Annotated in this window: 12 protein-coding genes; 3 read left to right on the top strand and 9 right to left on the bottom strand. The window is 60.3% G+C overall.

The window, feature by feature from the left end; translation table 11 throughout:
• Positions 1-123 precede the first annotated feature (123 nt).
• Positions 124-543, top strand: coding sequence for a hypothetical protein (locus tag ABIA42_RS02420; protein WP_223153697.1), 420 nt, complete (start codon positions 124-126; stop codon positions 541-543).
• A 447-nt stretch (positions 544-990) separates the two neighbouring features.
• Here ABIA42_RS02420 and ABIA42_RS02415 read toward each other — a convergent pair whose 3' ends face one another.
• Positions 991-1,257 carry a DUF3551 domain-containing protein gene (locus ABIA42_RS02415; RefSeq protein ID WP_018648598.1) on the bottom strand — a complete coding sequence of 89 codons (267 nt, stop codon included), beginning with the start codon at positions 1,255-1,257 and terminating at the stop codon, positions 991-993.
• Between the two features lie 537 nt (positions 1,258-1,794).
• On the opposite strand from ABIA42_RS02415, the gene ABIA42_RS02410 reads away from it, so the two are divergent.
• Entirely contained in the window at positions 1,795-2,478 is a 684-nt protein-coding gene (locus tag ABIA42_RS02410; RefSeq protein WP_026312933.1) for a helix-turn-helix domain-containing protein, read from the top strand.
• A 1,623-nt stretch (positions 2,479-4,101) separates the two neighbouring features.
• Here ABIA42_RS02410 and ABIA42_RS02405 read toward each other — a convergent pair.
• The 4 genes from ABIA42_RS02405 to ABIA42_RS02390 all read right to left on the bottom strand — a co-directional run bounded on the left by ABIA42_RS02405 (position 4,102) and on the right by ABIA42_RS02390 (position 15,975).
• Entirely contained in the window at positions 4,102-9,918 is a 5,817-nt protein-coding gene (locus ABIA42_RS02405; RefSeq protein ID WP_370115701.1) for an amino acid adenylation domain-containing protein, read from the bottom strand.
• A complete protein-coding gene (locus ABIA42_RS02400; RefSeq protein WP_370115702.1) occupies positions 9,894-14,006 on the bottom strand; it encodes an amino acid adenylation domain-containing protein in 4,113 nt (1,370 codons plus the stop codon). Before ABIA42_RS02400 ends, ABIA42_RS02405 begins: the two co-directional genes overlap by 25 nt.
• Positions 14,007-14,577: 571 nt before the next feature.
• Entirely contained in the window at positions 14,578-14,964 is a 387-nt protein-coding gene (locus ABIA42_RS02395) for an ectoine synthase (protein ID WP_028154427.1), read from the bottom strand.
• Between the two features lie 732 nt (positions 14,965-15,696).
• Positions 15,697-15,975: a hypothetical protein gene (locus ABIA42_RS02390; RefSeq protein WP_011084900.1), complete on the bottom strand. Its 279-nt coding sequence runs from the start codon at positions 15,973-15,975 to the stop codon at positions 15,697-15,699.
• Between the two features lie 396 nt (positions 15,976-16,371).
• Here ABIA42_RS02390 and ABIA42_RS02385 point away from each other — a divergent pair, with 396 nt between their 5' ends.
• Positions 16,372-16,575, top strand: coding sequence for a hypothetical protein (locus ABIA42_RS02385; protein ID WP_014497760.1), 204 nt, complete (start codon positions 16,372-16,374; stop codon positions 16,573-16,575).
• A gap of 343 nt (positions 16,576-16,918) precedes the next feature.
• Here ABIA42_RS02385 and ABIA42_RS02380 read toward each other — a convergent pair whose 3' ends face one another.
• The 4 genes from ABIA42_RS02380 to panB form a co-directional block, all read right to left on the bottom strand.
• Complete coding sequence (locus ABIA42_RS02380; RefSeq protein ID WP_014497761.1) at positions 16,919-17,119, bottom strand: hypothetical protein; 201 nt, start codon at positions 17,117-17,119, stop codon at positions 16,919-16,921.
• A 668-nt stretch (positions 17,120-17,787) separates the two neighbouring features.
• Positions 17,788-18,147 (bottom strand): hypothetical protein, encoded by a 360-nt coding sequence (locus tag ABIA42_RS02375; protein WP_011084898.1) that lies wholly within the window; start codon positions 18,145-18,147, stop codon positions 17,788-17,790.
• Between the two features lie 12 nt (positions 18,148-18,159).
• Positions 18,160-19,011: a pantoate--beta-alanine ligase gene (panC, locus tag ABIA42_RS02370; RefSeq protein WP_011084897.1), complete on the bottom strand. Its 852-nt coding sequence runs from the start codon at positions 19,009-19,011 to the stop codon at positions 18,160-18,162.
• Between the two features lie 3 nt (positions 19,012-19,014).
• Positions 19,015-19,893 (bottom strand): 3-methyl-2-oxobutanoate hydroxymethyltransferase, encoded by an 879-nt coding sequence (gene panB, locus ABIA42_RS02365; RefSeq protein WP_028153345.1) that lies wholly within the window; start codon positions 19,891-19,893, stop codon positions 19,015-19,017.
• Positions 19,894-20,351 lie beyond the last annotated feature (458 nt).

Genomic DNA, 20,351 nt, shown 5'->3' with positions numbered 1-20,351 from the left:
AACGTCGCTAGGCGTACTTTTGATGGCCTCGATCTTGGGTTGAAGCTATGGTGATCGCCACTGGGGAGGGGGCAATATCCTCATAAATCGAACCGGAACGAATGGTCTAGCTGTGGCGACTGATTGATCGGGGCGCTTTGGGCGCGTCAAAGTGATCAGCGAGGACCGGTCCTCTTTGCTGAAGCCAGCCAGCCAGCAAGCAATATTTTGAGGCTGGAGCTCCTGAGATCAGATGCCACCCAAGCTGCCTGCATTGGCAACACGCTCCCGGAAGGCGCCGCGCGTCAGTCAGGATCTACTCAGGCGCTTTACATGGTAGATCAGATCAATCGACGTATGTCTTGCGATCTTCGGTCCTACCACGCGAATGCGCTTGGCATTACTGGTCCGCAAATGATGATCTTGATGGCTCTGACGGAGCTGGAAGAAGATGGTGTTCCCGTCAATGCTGTCGCGAAGCTGATGAGAGTCGAGTCGGGTTTCATCACCAAGCAATCGAGGGAGCTTGAGGTAAGCAGTTCGTGCGCCGGAAATCCGACATGAATGATGCCAGGTACGTCCTTTTGTCGCTCACGGGCATCGCTCGCAAGATCCTTACGAGCAGCAGAAAGAGGTTGAGCAGTTCGTCTTTGATTATGTCAGCATTCAGGAGTTCGCCAAACTGGCCGCCTGTTTGAATGGACTCAGGTCTCGGTTGGAGAAGGCTCGGCTGCACGCCGCGCTGAACTCTGAGACAGATTGAGACAGTACTGGGAAGAGCGCGGGCCTTCTGCTATCTTCCGAGAGATCTGAGCCAGAAGATCCGTTTCGAATAGTGTCGCCCCGCCCCAGGAGCGGATATCGCCGTCCAGATGCAAGGATGGCACCGGGCGCAGTCGAACGAACGGACCAATCAGCCGATTCAGCGGCTGGGGTCGAGCGAACCGCGACACGAGTCTGAACGGTCCGTCCGTCATCCAACGCTGCTTGGCTGACCTGACGACGTTCGCCTCAGCGCAATTGCCTTCCCTGTCGCTCGAAGGCGTACATCGGATTGATACCGCAATAAGCGTAGGTGCCGGATGCGGTAGCCATGCACTGACTGTAGGTCGAGAACTGGCAGTTGCCCGGATATCCCCAGGCTCGGCCCTGCAGGCAATAAACGTCTTGGCGAGCCGGTGGGGTGTACGAATGAACCCGTGAAGCAGCGGTCAAATCTGATCCAAAGCTGACGAGGATAGGAAGTGCTAGGATTCCGGTAGCGAGAAGGTAAGGCATGAGATCTCTTGCCTCCTTAATTCGCTGAAGGATAGAGCATCCGTATTAGAGGTTTGATCTTAGTCAATTGCCGGTGTCGGGTCCAGTTGGACCATCGTCAGCGAGACAATCACCCGTGGCAGAGCCTCGACGGGGGCTCTTGAGCAGACGTTGGATATCAGGGTGGGCTTAAGAGGGCCGGAGCCGATTATCCGCACCCGTCCTTGGTCTTGGACACACTCGCTCGCGATCCGAAGCCGCCTTTCAAAGATACTCCGCAGTGAAACGCATCTTTTAAGCGCGACTTGTCGCCTTCGCGCAGCAGAACACTCGTATGGCACTCAATCCATGATCGCTTCGTTCGCTCCGACGCGCGTTGCGGGGCCCCCCTCGACCGGATGACAACACATTGCGTCACCTCAACTGCTGCGCGCGCACTGCGTCACAATGACACGACTTCTCCTCTTCATGGCCGCTTGTTACAATGACATCCATAGATTGCGCCGGATCAATTCGCGAGGCTCCCCTTCGTATATTCTGGTTCAGGAGTGTCGGACCATGTTCGTGAGCATCACCACAGACCATAGATCCCTAATCAATTCGCTCAGTGAGCTCGGCATATCGAGCGGCTCGAATCCGATCGTCAGCTTGAGTGAATTCACTTACAAGAAAGGTAAAACCATCTACATCGAGAGTGAGCCAGCCGAGTACGTCTACCAGGTCAGGAAAGGCGCGGTACGGACCTGCAAATTACTCTCCGATGGGCGGCGCCAGATTGGCGCATTTCATTTGCCGGGTGATATTTTTGGACTCGAGAACGGCGGAGTCCACCGATTTAGGGCGGAAGCGATCATCCAAACCGCTGTTCGCCTGATCAGGCGGCAACACCTTGAGACGGTCGCCGAGAATGACGCGGTTGTCTGGCGCACCTTGCTCAGCTTGACGACGAATAACTTGCAACACGCCGAAGACCATATGCTGCTGCTCGGACGTAAAACTGCTCTGGAGCGCGTTGCCGCGTTCTTGCACGAGATGGATGAACGACTCACGGCTGCTGACGTGATCTCGCTCCCAATGTCTCGGCGCGACATCGCCGATTACCTTGGTTTGACCGTCGAAACCGTTTCGCGTGCAGTGTCGCAATTGCACACTGATGGTGTCCTCGATTTCATCGGCAATACCCAACGCGAGATCGTGATTCTGGACCGGCAGCGGCTCGCGAGCCTTGACCTGCAAAGCTAACATGCGGACGGCGTGAAAAGCTTCGGTCGCGGTTAGGATCGCCCGCAGCAACTACCGCACTTTCAGGAAAATTGATCTCACCTCCGAGGCGCAACCAATCAGCTATCGAGTGCTATTTCCCGAACGCTGCGATGTACCTTCGGGCGGTGCCGGTAAACACCGCCGGATCATACAGGCCCTTGAGCCAACGCCGGTGACGACGGCAAACCATTGCAATAGACTCGACCGCCGTTTCGATCTCGAATGGAATGCATTCGGGTTTCACGCGCGCCGCAACGTCTCAAAGGCGAAATCACCCAGAAGGTCGGCACGCCTGTTCATTTGTACAGCATAAACGCCGGTACGTTTTCGTGTCCGAAGCTCATTCGAAACAACACGACGAACGTCTAAGCATGCGCTTTTGGCCGGACGGGCCGTGCCCAATTAATCCTCCATCAAGGCCACTTCCGGGAAAATACGGGGGCTTGCCTTCGATTTACAATTTGCAACTTGCCCGATCGCTCCGGCTTCGCTTGAATGTCCTCATGCGGGGCTGGACTGTGATCGTGCTTCTGGGCCTTACAGCCATAGGAGCTTATTCCGTCGGCCGTCAGGACGGGCGACCCTCTACTTCTGCGCCTGCAATGGTAGCGCAGCTAACCAGCCCCCCAGCAAGTCCGCTCGCGCTAACGGCGGTGCCGGGCAGCCCTTCGCAGCCGCAAGCTTCCAAGACTGCTCCGCCCGGCCCGCGTGGCGCCACCGCAATACCCAAGACACCGCAAGATCCCGCCCCACAGCAAACCGACACAAAACGCAAGATCGAAGTTGCGCTGACCGCCGCGGCCATCGCCGCGATCCTGATTAAGGCCAGCCGGGATCAATATCACGCAACCGGCAGACCCTGCGCCTGCCCGGATGACACGATGCGCAATGGCCGGGCATGCGGCAGCAGAAGCGCCTATTCGCGGCCGGGCGGCGCGGCACCGCTGTGCTACCTGGGTGATGTTACGACAGCAATGATAGACGAGTATCGAAAAAAGATAACTCGATAGTTGTTGTGGGGCGGGGCTGGTTCAGTTCAGCGATTTCTTCACTGGGGGGTTGCGCTCCTCGCCTTAGCCGTTGCGGCGACGACACTAGCAGGATGCATCACAACATCCATACAAAAGGTATGCAGGCCGGGACCTTCCCTCCGAACCGGTCAATCGGATAGCCGCTTACGTCGCGGGCCCCCGCTCTAGTTTCTAGCATTCAGGCGACTATCTCAGAGGAAGGAAGAAAGCCGGCGTCGTTGCTGAAGATGGGTTGGTGTTGTTTCCACCAATGCGGACGTACACCATGCAGAAATTCGTCAGGGGCTTGCGACCAACAACATTGATGGCGTGCTAGTCCTGAACGTCGGTGACACTGCGGTCCAGCAGCAGTATGCTGGACCGATCTTGAGTGGCCCGTATTCAGGTCCCTCCACCACGAACGGGACTATCAACACATTCGGGCACGTGTCGTCGTCAGCGTCGCTGAATGGAACATCGTCGGGTACGATTACCCGCAACATCTACTCCCGGTCTGTCTTGTGGGATGGATATTTGGGGCTAGTCTAGAAACGAAACTTCGAACCTGAGCCTTCGGAGAAATTCTTTGAGCCTATTCAAGAGTGCCGATTAGGGCCGTTGAAATAGCATGAGCGAGAACTTGGCGGTTTTCTGGGTTGCTCACCATTGTCGCGTGGTTGCCTGGAACAGGTACCGCATGAATGGCCCCCGCATCGACGACCAGGTCCCAGCCAAGCTTTGGCAGGTTTGCATCGCGACCAGATTGCTTGTCAGGCGGTACCCAACGACTAAGAGGCTCACTGGCATAAAACTGGTATATTTCAATTGGGAGCGACGGAATGCGATACGATTGTAGCGCCCGTTGAAATGCCGCGGCCCTTTGATACATCGAGACGTCACTGTGAAGATCGTGATCTGGAGCTAACGCTCCTGTTTGCTGCGCCTTTTCGAGCAACTCAGAGATGGAACATTGTTCCGTGTCGCGTTCTAAAACCTCGCGATATTCATCGCGCAAGGTTCCACAACGATCCAAAACAAACTCTCGCGCCAAATTCTTCAGTGATGCGTTCGAAGAAGCCCCAGGTAGACTGACATCGATGAAGGCCATGAACGACACAACTTCATCACTACTCAGTAATCGCTCGGCAATTGCATAAGCCAGGATTGCACCTGATGAGTATCCAGCAAAGCGGTATGGGCCACGTGGCTGGATCTGTTTAATCGCAACAATCACCTCCGCGGCCATCGCCTCAAAAGTCGGTGGACGAACGTCATCGAAAGGTGGCCATGGCAGAGCGTAGACTGAGCAGTCTGCATCCATTTCCGCCGCCAAACCGAGGACATACGAACAATCTCCAAAGCCTGACGGGACAAAGAAGAGCGGTGGTTGCGATCCGTTCGGTCGAACGGAAATCACCGCCGAGTTACTGGGCTGCACTTGAAAACAAATCTGCGATGCGAGTTCCTTCAGAACAGGTGCGCGGAAGAGGTCGGTGGCGCTAAAACTCAACCCAAGATTTGATGCTCGACCGAGCATCTGCACGGCCAAGAGCGAGTAGCCGCCCAGTTCGAAGAAGTGGTCGTTGCGCCCGATGCGCTCGACACCAAGGAGCTCGGCCCAGATCTGCGCCAGCGCCGTCTCGACCTCACCTTGCGGTAACTGGTAGGCCGCCAGCGCATAGGCCTGATCGGACGGCGCCGGCAGTGCGTTCCGATCGAGCTTGCCGTTCACCGTCAGCGGAAGCGCGGCCAGCCGCACGAACGCACTCGGCACCATGTAGTCCGGCAGTCGCGCACTTAAGTGCGCGCGCAAGGCGCCCGCAAGCGCGCCTCCACCGCCCTCATCCGAGCCGGCCTCGGGCGCGCAGACCACATAGGCGATCAGATGCTTGTGGCCGCCGCCGTTCTGGCGCGCCAGCACCACCGCCTCGCGCACCCAGGCGTGCTCGCAAAGCCGCGCGACGATCTCACCCGGCTCGATGCGGTAGCCGCGAATCTTCACCTGATCGTCGTTGCGGCCCAGGAACTCAAGATTGCCGTCCGGCAGATAACGGGCAAGGTCGCCGGTCCGGTACAGCCGATCGCCCTCGACAAAGGGACTGGCGATGAACCGCTCGGCGGTCAGCTCAGGGCGGTTGAGGTAGCCCCGCGCCACCCCCGCCCCGCCAATGTAAAGCTCGCCCACCGCACCGAACGGCACGGGCGCGCCATGGCCATCCAGCAGGTACACCCGCGTGTTGGCAATTGGGCGCCCGATCGGGACCACCGACCCATTGAAATCAGCCGGGCAAGTCCAGATCGTCGCGCAGACTGTTGCCTCGGTCGGGCCATAAGCATTGACCATTGATGCTGGGGCCAGACTTCGGATGAGTTCAGGCTTAGGCAGCTCTCCGGCAAGAATGAGAACTTGCGCAGCCAAACGTTCCGGATCCTTGCTCGTCTGAAGCAACGCTGGGGGTAGTGTCGCGTGGGTGATGGCTTCGCTTCGGAGATAATCCGATAGCTTGTTCCTCGCTTGACGGATCTCTTCCGCAGGCAAGTGCAAAGCCGCTCCGGAGCCAAACGCCATAAGAAGCTCCCAAGCGCTTGCATCAAAAGCGATGGAGGCGAACTGCACGACTCGGCTGTTGGAAGAAGCGCCAAAGAGGCCGACCTGAGCCGACAGCAGATTGACCAACCCCCGATGCTGGACCATGACCCCCTTTGGGGTTCCGGTTGAGCCTGAGGTGTAGATCACATAAGCGAGATGGCCGGATGTGAGGCCAAGCGTGTGCCGGTCTGGGTTCGAAGCCGGCCGTTCGGCCCAGGCGGGCGTGGCCGTCTCCAGATCAATGACCGTCACCTCGGTCAGCACTTCGGGGCCGAGTGCTGCGCGACCGACGACGTCGCATAGCAGCAGCCGCGGCGCGGCATCGTTGACAACCTGACGCAGCCGCTCGCTGGGATAGGCTGGGTCCAGCGGCAGATAGGCACCGCCCGCCTTCAGGATCGCCAAGATGCCAACCATCATCATCAGGCTGCGTTCGAGGCAGATTGCCACCGGCTGGTCCGGCTTGACCCCAAGCTCGATCAGAAGATGCGCCAGCCGGTTGGCCCGCGCGTTGAGCTCGCCATAGCTCAGCCGCTCGTTTTCGCAGACCAGCGCCACCGCCTCCGGCGCCTTTTGCACCTGCGCCTCGAACAGCTCATGGACGCACTGCTCTGTTGGATAGGCCTCTTCCGTCCGGTTCAGATCCTCCAGCAGATAGGTGCGCTCCTCAGCCGGCAAGATGTCGAGCTCGCGTACCGGCGTATCCGGGGCATGCTCCAGCGCCTCTGCCAGCTGCTCGAGCGACCGCTGCATGTAGCCGCAGATCCGATCCGCCGAGATTGGCTCCGCCACCTGCACAGTGAGGCCCAGCGCCTCGCCAAAATCCTCAACCGACAGGGTCAGCGGATAGTTAGTGCGTTCCTCCCCGCCCAGCCATTCCATACCCGACAAGACATCATCCGTCCCGGAGCCGGGCACAGCCGGCGCCTTGTTGTGACGATAGTTCAACAGCGTGCTGAACAGCGGCGCCGACGCCGCAATAGCGCTGCAGCGCTGCGCCAGCGCAAGCGAGGCATGCTCATGTGTCAGCAGCTCGGCCAGCCGGGCGTGCGTGGTCCGCACGCTCGCCTCGACGGCGGTCCCATCAAGATCAAGCCGCAGCGGCAGGGTGTTGATGAACAGTCCCATGGCGCGGTCGGCGCCGGCGCTGCCCTGCAGGCGGCCCAGCAGCACCGTGCCGAACACCACCTGCTCGCGGCCGCTGCTGCGCGCCACCACCTGCCCCCACGCCAGATGGCACAGGCTCGCCAGACTCACGCCCAGCCGCCGCGCCTGTTCCGCCAGCCGCGCATGGAGCGCTGGCGGCAGCATCCGATACGCCTCACGAACCCCGCCGCCGTCGCCGCGCACCTCGCTCAAGTTGAAGGGCGTGGTCGGCTCGTCGATGCCGGCCAGCAGCTCCCGGAAGAACGCTTCATCCGCCTTGGCATCACCGCGTAGATGCGCCTGCGCCACCAGATTGCGGAATGGCTGCGGCGCCGTCAGCTCATGCTCGCGCCCCTCCAGCTTGGCCCGGACTTCAGCATGCATCACGTCCCGGGTTGCGTGATCCCCGATCAGATGATGCTGCAGCTCCGGCAACAGCCAGCGCGCGCTGCCGGGCTCGCGCGCAATCACAAACCGCAGCAGTGGCGCCCGGCCGAGCTCGATGCGGTGCCGGCGCGGATCAAACCGGTTCCTGAGCTGCTCAGCGCCAGCGCCATCAGCGCCATCCAGCTGGACCTCGATCACCTCCAGTCGCGCCTTCCGCCACACCACCTGGACCGGCCGCGACAACCCCTCCCAGACAAACGAGGTACGCAGGATGTCATGCCGATCTACCACCCGCTGGATCGCGGCAAGATAGCGCGCGAGCAGCCCACGCTCGGCAAACGCCATCTGCGACACCAGGAGGTATGGATCGCCCTTTGCCGCTAGCAAATGATGGAACAGGATGCCGTCCTGCAGCGGCGACAGACCGTAAATGTCCTGGATGTTGCAAACCCCGCCGGGTACCGTGGCGATGATCCGGTCGATCTCGTCCTGCGCGAGCTCGATCAGCGGCAACATCTCCGGCGTTATCGCCACGCTCCGCTCGGTGATCAGGTTGGCCGGGACTGCCACCTCGTGATGGCGGCCCAGGCGTGCGGCCAGATCCGCGAGCACTGGCTTGACGAACAAGGTGCGCACCTCGATGCGCAGTGACCGCCGCCGCAGATGCTCCATCATCTGCACCGCCAAGAGCGAGTGCCCTCCCAGTTCGAAGAAGTTGTCGTGCCGTCCGACCCGCTCCAGCCCCAGCAGCTCGGCCCAGATCTGCGCCAGCACCGTCTCCATCTCGCCCTGAGGCGGCGCGTAGGTCCGCCGCGCATATGCCTCGTCGCCCGGGGCCGGTAGCGCTTTTCGATCGAGCTTGCCGTTCAGCGTCAGCGGAAGCGCCGCCAGCCGCACGAACGCACTCGGGACCATGTAGTCCGGCAGCCCCGCACTCACATGCGCCCGCAAACCGCCGGCAAGATCAGATTCCTCAGCTCCGGCGGCAACGACATACGCAACGAGCCGCTGCTCGCCGCCACCATCCTCGCGCGCCACCACCACCGCCTCGCGCACGGAGGCATGCTCGCAAAGCCGCGCCGCAATCTCGCCCGGTTCGATGCGGAAGCCGCGAATCTTTACCTGGTCGTCGTTGCGCCCTAAAAACTCCAGATTGCCGTCCGGCAGGTAGCGCGCCAGGTCGCCGGTCCGGTACAGCCGGTCGCCCTCGACAAAGGGACTGGGGATGAACCGCTCCGCGGTCAGCTCAGGGCGGTTCAGGTAGCCCCGCGCCACCCCCGCCCCGCCAATGCAGAGCTCGCCCACCGCACCGAACGGCACAGGCGCGCCATGACCATCCAGCAAGTAGACCCGCGTGTTGGCAATAGGGCGGCCAATCGGGACGATGGCCTCATCAAACTCAGCCGGGCAGCTCCAGGATGTCACGTCGATCGCGGCTTCAGTCGGACCGTAAAGATTGTGCAGGGCCGTCCAGGGCAATACGCGCCGAACCCTATACACACTGGCGGCAGGGAGCGCCTCGCCGCTGCATAAAACCTGCCGCAGCGATGTGCAGCGGTCAACACTCTTCGCATCCAAAAAGCTGACCAGCATGGATGGCACGAAGTGAACCGTCGTGATGCGCTGGCTGACGATCAAGTCGACCAACGTATCGGGATCTCTGTGCGCACCGGGCGGCGCCAGTACCAGCGTTGCCCCTTCAAGCAAAGTCCAAAAGAACTCCCAGGCCGAGACATCGAAGCTAAATGGCGTCTTCTGCAACACGACGTCTGTTGGTTTCAGACCATAGGCGTCCTGCATCCAGATCAGGCGATTAACGATAGCCCGATGCTCATTCTGTGCCCCTTTTGGCCTGCCGGTGGATCCCGAGGTGTAGATCACATAGGCGAGATTGCGGGAGGTCAGGCTGAGCGCGCGCCGATCAGGATCCGCTTCCGGCAGGCTGGCCCAGGCCGGCGCCGCAGCATCGAGCTCCACCACGCTCACCTTGGCCGGCACATCCGCGCCGAAGGCGGCACGGCCGGCCACATCGGCCAGCAGCAGCGGCGGCGCCGCATCGTCGAGCACCTGATGCAGCCGCGCCGACGGATAGGCCGGATCCAGCGGCATATACGACCCGCCGGCCTTGAGGATCGCCAAAAGCCCCACCACCATCATCGGACTGCGCTCGACGCAGATCGCAACCGGCTGGTCCGGCCTGACCCCGAGGGCGATCAAGTGATGCGCCAGGCGGTTGGCCCGCACATTGAGCTCGGCATAGCTCAGTTGCTCATCTTCGCAGACCACGCCACCGCATCCGGCGCCTTGTGCACCTGCACTTCAAACAGCTCGTGGATGCACCGCTCCGCAGGATACGGCGCCGCCGTCCGGTTCAGCTCCTCCAGCAGATACGTGCGCTCGGCAGTCGAGAGCAGCTCAATCCGGTGGACCTCTTGCTGCGCATCGGCTGCCATCGCCCGCAGCAGCGCCAGCAGATAACCACGCTGCCGCTCGATCGTCGCCTGATCAAACAGCGCCGTGGCATAACCCAGCGTTCCGGCGATCTCCTCGCCATGCTCGCCAAGGCTCAGCTCCAGATCGAACTTGGCCTGATCAATCTCCTCCCCGGCAGCTTCGACACTCAGCCCCGGCAGGTCCAATGGCCCAACCGCATTGTTCTCCCAGGCCAGCATCACCTGGAACAACGGTGTGTGATCAAGAGCCCGGGGCGGCTGCACGATCTCCACCACCTGCTCGAACGGCAGGTCCTGATGCTCCTGCGCAGCCAGCACCGTGCGCCGCGTCCGCTCCAGAAGCTCCGACACGCGCGGCTTGCCCGACAGGTCCAGCCGAAGCGCCAGAGTGTTGACGAAGAAGCCGATCAGCTCTTCGATCTCGCGGTGCCCCCGATTGGCGCTCGGCACGCCAATCACAAGATCGTCCTGCCCGGACAGACGCGACAGCACCGCCGCCCAGGCCGCCAGCACCGTCATGAACAACGTCGAGCCATGCTGCAGGCTCAGCCGCTTCAGCTCCCGCGTCAAATCCGCATCGACGGTGATCGGGACCGCGGCCGCGGCAAACGACTGCTGGGCAGGCCGCGCATGGTCCGTCGGCAAGACAAGACGGGCTGTGCCCGCCAGCGCGCTGCGCCAATACTGCGCCTGCTGCTGCAACCGTTCCCCCGACAGCCATTGGCGTTGCCAGGCGGCGTAATCCGGATATTGGATCGCAAGCGGCGGCAGAGGATCGTCCTGCCCGGCCTGGAATGCCCGGTAGAGCTGGCTAAGTTCACGCAGCAGCACGCCCATCGACCAACCGTCCGAGACGATGTGATGCTGGGTCAGCAGGAAGACGTGTTCCTCGTCGGCGGTGCGGATCAGCCGACCGCGGATCAGCGGACCGCGCGCAAGATCGAATGGCGTGCGCCCCTCTTCATGGCACAGATCCAAAAATGCCGCTTCCGCATCCGATCTCTCCCGCAGATCATGCTCAACTATTGGCAGACCCGCGTCCGGCGGCAAAACCTCAACCCGGGGCTTGCCCTGGGTCGCGACAAACACACTGCGCAGCGCCTCATGACGTGCAAACAGACGGTTAAGGCTGCGCTGCCAGGCGCTGCGGTCGAGCATCCCGCGCAATCGCAAGGCCAGCGGAATGTGATAGTTGGTGCTGCCTTCGTTCAGCTGAGCCAAAAACCATAGCCGCTGCTGCGCAAACGACAGCACAAGCGGCTCATGCCGCGACACGGCTGCAATCGACGGCAGCTCTTGCGGACCCGAGCAGCTCAACAGCTCGACGATGCTTGCCGCCAGGTCACTCAACACTGGCCTTGCGAACAGCGTCGACAGTGGCAGTTCGACCCCGACAGCCTGTGACAGCCGGCTCGACATCTGCACGGCCAAGAGCGAGTGGCCGCCCAGTTCGAAGAAGTGGTCGTTGCGCCCGATGCGCTCGACACCAAGGAGCTCGGCCCAGATCTGCGCCAGCGCCGTCTCGACCGCACCTTGCGGCGACTGGTAGGCCGCCAGCGCATAGGCCTGATCGGCCGGCGCCGGCAGCGCGTTCCGATCGAGCTTGCCGTTCACCGTCAGCGGAAGCGCGGCCAGCCGCACGAACGCACTCGGGACCATGTAGTCCGGCAGTCGCGCACTTAAGTGCGCGCGCAAGGCGCCCGCAAGCCCGCCTCCACCGCCCTCATCCGAGCCGGCTTCGGGCGCGCAGACCACATAGGCGATCAGATGCTTGTCACCGGCGTCGTTCTCGCGCGCCAGCACCACCGCCTCGCGCACCCAGGCGTGCTCGCAGAGCCGCGCGACGATCTCACCCGGCTCGATGCGGTAGCCGCGAATCTTCACCTGATCGTCGTTGCGGCCCAGGAACTCAAGATTGCCGTCCGGCAGATAACGGGCAAGGTCGCCGGTCCGGTACAGCCGATCGCCCTCGACAAAGGGACTGGCGATGAACCGCTCGGCGGTCAGCTCAGGGCGGTTCAGGTAGCCCCGTGCCACCCCCGCCCCGCCAATGTAAAGCTCGCCGACCGCACCGAACGGCACGGGCGCGCCATGGCCATCCAGCAGGTACACCCGCGTGTTGACGATTGGACGCCCGACGTGAGGCATCTGGGGCCAACATGACGGATCAGCTGCAAGGTGGTGCTCGGAAATGACGCTGATTTCCGTGGACCCATATTGATTGATCAATCTCGCGTTCGGATGTGCTTCGAAGAACGTCCTAAGCAGTGGAGTGGCCTGCAATCGCTCGCCGGCTGTATAAAGCTCTCTTAAAGAGGGCAGCTGCACGCGCTGCGCGCTCCAGACTTCCGCAAAATGATTCAATGCCACGAACGGGAGGAAAAGCCGCTCTATCGCCTCCCGCTCTATAAATTCCAGCAGGTCGGAGAAGTGCCTCCGGGTCTCTTCCCGCACGAGCACAAGCACTCCGCCGTCCTTCCAACAGATGAACAATTCCTGACAGGACACATCGAAGTTCAGGGTCGCGAATTGAAGTGTGCGCAGTTTTGACGTGCCAATCCCCGCAAGCGAATTCACAAGCGCGCCATGGGACATTTCCACGCCCTTGGGGATTCCGGTTGAGCCGGAGGTATAGATGACATAGGCGAGATGGCGCGATGAAAGGCCAAGCGCGCCCGGGTCCGGGTTCGAAGGCGGCCGCTCGCCCCAAGTCGGGGTCGCCGTCTCCAGATCGACCACCGTCACATCGGCCACGGCTTCGGCGCCCAATGCGGTTCGACCGGCGACATCGCAAAGCAGCAGTTTCGGTTCTGCATCGCCAACAATCTGCCGCAGCCGCGCCGACGGATAAGCCGGATCTAGCGGCAGATACGCGCCGCCCGCTTTCAGGATCGCCAAGAGACCAACTACCATCGCCAGGCTGCGTTCGAGGCAGATCGCCACCGGCTGGTCCGGCTTGACCCCGAGCTCGATCAAATGATGCGCCAGCCGGTTGGCCCGCGCATTGAGCTCGCCATAGCTCAGTCTCTCCTTCTCATAGACCACCGCCACCGCTTCCGGTGCCTTTTGCACCTGCGCCTCGAACAGCTCATGGATACATAGCTCAAACGGATAAGGCGCCGCCGTCCGATTCAAATCCTCAAGTAGATACGTGCGTTCGTCGGCGGCCAGAATGTCTATTCGGCCGACAGGCTGCCCAGCATCGGCCATCACGCCGCGTAACAAAGTTTGCAAATGCTGCGTCATGCGGTCGATCTGCTTCGGTGCTAATCGAGCGGCATCAAAATGCCAGCGGAAGCTCCCATCCAGAGCGCAAACCTCAAAGGTCAGCAAATCGCCGCACAAGGCATGCCCAGCTTTGTGGTTCGTCGTCAGAGCATCAGCGGCGTGACAGCTCTCTGTCGTGATTGCAATGCCAATCGGCCAAGGCTGGCGCGCCCGTAGCGCCACCACTCCTCGCAATGTCGGGCAGCGCGCTATAAGATCTCGGGCAAAGCTAGCGTGCGCCCTCAGCTGAGCGACTTCGGCCGCTACGGTTTTGCGTACTTCTTCAAAATCATGAGCAAGCTCAATGCGAACATCCATCGGCACGACGGAGGCCATCACGAGTTTGGAGCCGGTTTGCAATCGGTCCCATGCAGGCTTCCATCCCAGTTGAAACTCTTGTTGCCCCGTGATCCGAGCGAGATAGATCAGCCAAGCTGCTACCAAATATTCCGAGCGATCTTGTGGGGAAATAGCCAAACCGCTTGGGCTAAACCATGAACTCGACTGCCATCGGGACGGCGCCGCAGCCACGGACGATGACACGAAAGGCGGATGCAATCTGCTAAACTGCTCGAGCCGCCGTCGCCAAAACTCCTCCCCACGCGCCCGCAGTTCATCCGCGGCAGATATGCTCTGCACCTGATCATCGCTCAAGATCGGACGGCGTCTTCCTTGATTCACGCAAATCGCTCACATCGGTTCGGATCTGTTTTCGGGCTTTGGCTGGCCTGCATTGATGTGACGAAACCCTTCGCCAAAGCGGATCACTCAATCTTCCGCCAACGTTCCGCACCACCAAATATGGTGGCGGCGGTATCGCAGCTGCTACTCAAGCGCGTCAGCGTTTCTGGTAAGCGTTCTCATCGAACGACTTCTCCTCTATGGCGCCCTTTAGACGATTACGCATGTATCGTGCCAAAGGTGAAATCGAGTGCAATCAATGCGATAGCCACAGCGGTGCTGTGTCAGCTGTCCAACAGCGTCGCCAGACATCGTACAACTAAGCGCGCTATCAATCGCACAAGACCCCGCCCGCCGGGTATTCCGGACAAGAAAAAAAGGGACCTGGAATGCCAAAGTAAATTTGTCAGCTCAACCTAACCGCATCGCGTGGGCATTTCGTAAAAAGTCCGCGCGTGCGGTACGAGCCAGTGCTGGATCGCTCGAGTAAATGTTTCTCGCAATTAGCGGCAGTTCATATTGGATTGGCGTTTCTTCGCATCGCTCAATATGTGGAGCCTGCCGGGTCGTCCAGCTTGTGGCGCTCGGTTCCGGTGAGGGGCGGGTTGAAGATGCTAACGAGGATCATGTCCTTGTCCGGCCCCCCGCGCAGGAGATGCTTGTCATGCTTGTCAAGCACATACATGTCGCCTCGGCGAATAGGAAAGACATTGCCGTCCATGTCCTCGACCTCGCCCTCTCCACCGATGCAGAAGCAGGCTTCGAGATGATTCCGGTATTGCAGAAGAGAAACGGTGTTAGCGCGCACGATGGTGTGGCAGATGCTAAAACCCATGCCGTCCTTATCCGTCAGAAGGCGGTGGCTCGTACCATTGCCCCAATCGACGAAGTGATCGGTTGCTTCAATGTCGTGCAGACTACGCACAATCATGGTGTTGCCCGATTCTGATTGATCCAAAAGCTGGAGGCCGTTGTTCTGCTCCGGAACGGCGCCTTCCCTGTCGCGCGGCCGACTGCGGTCTCCGTCGAAACAACCGACCGTCGGCCGCGGAGAACCTGGGCAGTAGTCCTACGGGATCGGCTACACGCAAAAGGCCTGCCATTTGCCCGACGGCGACTAGTAAAAATATCGGTACGAGGGTATTTCGCAGCCGATCGGCGCGTACCAACTTGATGTACCACGTCTCGGGCGGTACCGCCGCTTGCCTGTGTATTCACCAGAATGCTGCTGGAGATACTGCCGCCGACATAAACTGTCTCCACTCGCAGATTTGGCAAGTCGTTTCCTTCCTTGCTGTGCCTCTCGCCGCGAATACGGTTCCGCAGCGTTTCAGCCAGCAGAGCAAATCTCATGCCGTGGTCGCAGACCGATGAACGATGAAGTTGTGGCTGTCTCAGCTGGCTAGTGAGAACGATTTGGCTAGGCGTGTAGCCAATCTAACAAACTGCCGAGATATGGCCGAGTACAAACAAGTCCTGAGCGAGAACCGGTCGAACAGTGGTGCTTTTTAATCCGCTGGTGAAGAGGTCCCGGATTGAAGTCAGTGATGCTGCTCGAAAGTGTTTGGCGATCGGACTCGACAAAGCCCGCCGCGATCAGAACCCGCAAATTAGGTACAGCCCGCGGTACAGAGCGGTTTTTGAGGATGCGCAGCTGGGAGGGTCAGCCGTGGGGTCCCACCGCGCCTCGGATCAGGCCGCCCGGAACGCGCGCGTCGTTCGCGGCTCCGCGACTAGTTTGCCGGCATGTCCGCCCCTTCCGGAGGCTAAACGCGAGCGGGAAGGTCTCGGCTGAAAGGAACTCCAGCGCGGTCTGCTCTTCGGTGAGGCGTTTTTCGATGAACTGACGTTCGACATCCGACAGGTTCGACTTCAGCAGGCGACGATAGCGGTGGATGTTTGTGCGGTGAGCACGAATGCGGGCCAAATATTCATCGAGCATCCTGGACGCTCCTGAGGTCGTCGCAATCTCTACGAAGAGATATTCAGGCGAGCATGTCGTCGATCAACGCGCCACCCGCCATCGCATCTCGGAAGCCGTTCGGCGGGCAGATAAGGACAATGGCAGTTCGTGACAACACTCCTTCCGCTAGCGTAGCATTTCCATCGCCACGACCCGCAGCGTTCTTGGCTCACCATACGCCGTCTTTCTGCTCGGCTAGTCGCTCAAACAGAGCTGGGCGCTTGGAAGGCGCAAGGAATAGTCGGTCACGCTCCCGGCGCCGGACGCTTGTCGCTAACAAGCTCGCCCGTCAGTATTCTCTTCCGAGGAGCTGAACATCGTTTGCCGATGTGCTATACGCATCTTCGTTGAGAACAGCTTTGTTTGAGAGTTTCGATGTCTCTTTCGATTGGACTGATTGTCGACGGCTATGTGAAACTAAACAACCGCAGCGCGCTGGAGAACCTTCTGGCGCATCGGCGGGAGTTGCTGCAGCAGTTGAACTGCGTTACCGGCATTGATCCGAAGCCAGCGATCGCTCAGGTCAGTCAAGACATCACAGTGATCGAAAGGGCACTTGCGGCGCTCACACAGGAGTAAACAGCAACGGCGCACCGGCTCGCGTGAGTTGACGGCGCTCCGGCGCCGAACACTGACTTCGCCCCCGTTTCCGGACGAAGGTTATTGGAGCGTCGCCTCACCGGCATCGTGGCGCGCAAGGGTGCGCGCCAAGGCTTGGATGCGGCGTCTGCTGTGCGAGCTGCTCTCTCGTTTCAAGGATCGGCCGGGCACCGAGCAGCGCGCCAACCGATTCACATCAGATAACGCCGCGTCTTGGGTGACGTTAGGCCACCATCGATTTGCGACCACGATACACTCTGCGAGCTGGATCTTCAGCACTGTGACTTGGAAATTCACCTCAATGACAAGCCATGTCCTAGATCTATCGCCACATCGTTGGTGCTCTGGAAAGAGCTTCCTGACCGATCTGTTTAAGCAGATCGGGGCGCGTCTCACCTCTGGTGGCGGCCTCCAGGATTCTGGAGGCAACGTAGGCGCGGACGCCGGCGTCATACGGTGGGACGCTCACGCAAACCTCATCCAGGATCGTGCGCAGAAGCGTGATCGTGCCAACGTCCAGCATTGAGAGATCTCCCTCATACCATCGGGGAAGATAATGGGCATTTGCTGGACCGCAACTCAAGTACATCGGAGCGCATGAGCCTCCGCGACTGCCGGTCGGCCGATTTCCAGCGCGGTGCAATGTCCAGCACCTCTGCGATCGCTGATCCATTGCGGCAGCTCGCTTGATCGGCCTGCGTTTGTCTTCTCGTCGGCCGTCTGGGCCTAGCAGACAAGCTTGCTAGAGCTCAGAGGCCAATGTGAGCTCCCTGCGATCATGCTCTGCGATGATGTACAGCATGCTCGGCCATCTATTGCGCGCCGGACTGACTGGGCGGCTGCCGCAGGCCAATGCTCGCACGGTGCTAGCTCGTTGCCGAGCCTCATCAGGTTCAATTGCGGCCAGAGGATTTGCCGTTTATCGCGCCTGCTGCGCTTCGGCATACCTGCCCCGATGGAGTTGGTAGAAATAGCTTGCCACTGCTCCGATGTCGTTTCACAAGACGGCACCTATCGGCTCCAAACCCGAGCGCCTGGCATCCTACACTGTAGAGGGACATCGCGACCAATTCTTGCGGTGAAGCATATCTTTGCGTCAAAAACCAGCGCCCGCCCGACGTCTGGCGACGAAATCGGGCCAGGATCCGGCGCCCGCGCTTCACTGCCCCCTTGACTCGCCCCTGGCCGCTCTTAGGGAGCTTCGGCTTTTTGCAGCTTGACGAGGTCGTCTGCGCCATCGTGAAGTAATTTCATGGTCATGGGCGCGTGGTTGTTGATCCATAATCGCACGTATTGGCAGCACACGATTTTGAGCGAATCTCCTTTGGCGATGCCCGCTTGCAGGCGGATGATCTCGGCAGCGTGGAGCGGCCCCGCCTCGCTCCACCCCGTCAGCGGCAGAGCCAATCTCCAACCGACATCATGAGCTCGAGCGTGGGGGAGTTGTTCAGCACGCAAAGGGCAGTTCCGGATCGTCTTCGAGAGTTCTTCCAGGATGTTGAGGATTTCAGGGCCAGCCCATCCGGTTCGACTGCTCCTGAGCGCAATCACTTGCGGATCTCGCTACGATGGCGACCAGGACAGGACTACATTGTCGATCAACCGCGTGGAGCCGACGTACGCTGCGACACAGAGCACCGCCGGATAGCGCAGAGGGCTGTCAGCAATCCTTAGAGTCCCAGGGTCGACAAGCTCAAGGTACTGTAGTCGATCGACCCTTTCCAAATGCCTTCTTGCAAGCGCAATCAGCGTTGCGGCGTCGCGTTCCCCTGAGGCAAACTCATGCGCTGCGGCGAACAAGCCACGGCTGATCGCCAAGCTCCGATCACGTTCTTCCGGGCAGAGATAACGGTTGCGACTGCTCATTGCCAGCCCATCTGGCTCCCGCACGGTTGGCACAGTGACAATCTCGATCGGAAGATTCAGATCAACCGTCATGCGGCGTATTACCGCGCATTGCTGAAAATCCTTCTGTCCAAAGTACGCGACGTCCGGCTGCACCATGTTGAATAGCTTGCAGACGACGGTCGCTACACCACGAAAATGTCCAGGCCTGAAAGCTCCGCAGAGCGGCTTTGCGAGTTCGCCCGGCTCGACAAAGCTCTCAAATTGAGCCGGATAGATCTCCTCTGCACTTGGCGCGAAGATGATGGAGACCCCGGCACTGCCGCATAACGCTTCATCGCGCGCGAAGTCGCGGGGGTACCTGCTGAGATCCTCATTTGGGCCGAACTGAGTGGGGTTGACGAAGATGCTAACGACAGTGACGTCGCAGTGTTCCCGGCTGGCCGAGATCAAGGCCAGGTGGCCGTCGTGCAAGTATCCCATCGTCGGAACGAATCCGATGCGCTTTTCGGCATTGCGAACGTCTGCAAGGGCGCGACGCAGCTCAGCCACCTTCGTAATTACTTTCATTTCTTACCTTGAGGTTGAACTGGAGGGCACCCAGTTGGCGACGGCATGCCGAAGCTGATCAGGAAGCCGATAGCACTCCTCTGAGCCCGGGAACGCCCCTTTGCGGATATCGGCAGCCCAGCGCGACAGCGCCTCCTGGAACAACTGGAATCCATTTGTATAGGCACGAACGAATTTGGGGCGATGGCCTTCGGTTAGCCCCAAGACATCATGAAACACGAGCACTTGGCCCGAGCAATCGGCTCCTGCTCCGATCCCGATGGTGGGTATCGTGAGAGATTCGGTCGCTCGCGCCGCGAGCTCGGCAGGAATGCCCTCCAGGACAAGCGCGAAGCAACCGGCTTCCTGCAGACGGTGCGCGTCATCGAGCAACCGCAAGGCGGTATCTGTTGTCCTTCCCTGCACTTTGAATCCACCCATGACGTTGACGCTCTGCGGGGTCAGACCGAGATGTCCCATCACAGGAATGTCGCAATCGACCAAGGCGCGTACCATCTCGATGCGTTTGGCACCACCCTCGAGTTTCACAGCATCGGCGCCACGCTGTAAAAAACCTCCTGCATTGCGAATCGTATCCTCAGAACCGACATGAAAGCTGAGAAAGGGCATGTCGGCCACAAGCAAGGCATGAGGCCTCGTGCGCGCAACAGCCTCCAGGTGATGATTCATCATGGCCACGCTGACGGGCAGCGTGTTGTCGAATCCCAGGCAGACGTTTCCAACGCTATCGCCGACCAGGATGATATCGACAATGGGATCCGCGATGCGCGCCGCAACCGCATCGTAGGCGGTGGTCATCACGACACGCCGTCCTTTATCCTTCCACTGCTGCAGTGCCGGAATCGTGACACGCTCTAGAGGCTGCTCTGAACTGTGGCTCATATTGAATCCGCTCCGCACACACCGTCGGCGCTTCCTAGAGAACGCGGGAGAAACCTGTCAATGGCATGGAGGATGGAGATCCCAGTTGTCTAGAACTGGGGAACAGCGCAAAAACAGTCCAATGGTCGCGCAACCATGAGACAAGACCTTCCTCATCCATTTCACCACCCGATGGCTCGTCTTCACGTGCAGTTTCAGCGGCTATGCCAGCCGCGCCCTCAATCGAGGAGCGGCGCTCGCGACGAGCCACCATCTGCACGCGTTTCTGGGCTGATTGCAGTCTCTCCAAACGGTGACGGCGACCGGACCGAGCGCAGATGCGCGCAGTGGGGACTTCGTCTTTAGGGCACATCTCCGTGTCTGCCCGCTAGGGGGACTCGTGAGACTCCTGCTTCGGCGCCTGCGCACCGAGCAAAGCAAACGGATGGCAGGCCAGGAACGTCCAAAGGTGACAGGCC

This window comes from Bradyrhizobium sp. USDA 327 (assembly GCF_041262065.1).
GTDB classification, from domain to species: domain Bacteria; phylum Pseudomonadota; class Alphaproteobacteria; order Rhizobiales; family Xanthobacteraceae; genus Bradyrhizobium; species Bradyrhizobium liaoningense.
Note: the sequence above shows the minus strand (reverse complement) of the source record. Positions and strands in the feature narration are given on the sequence as shown.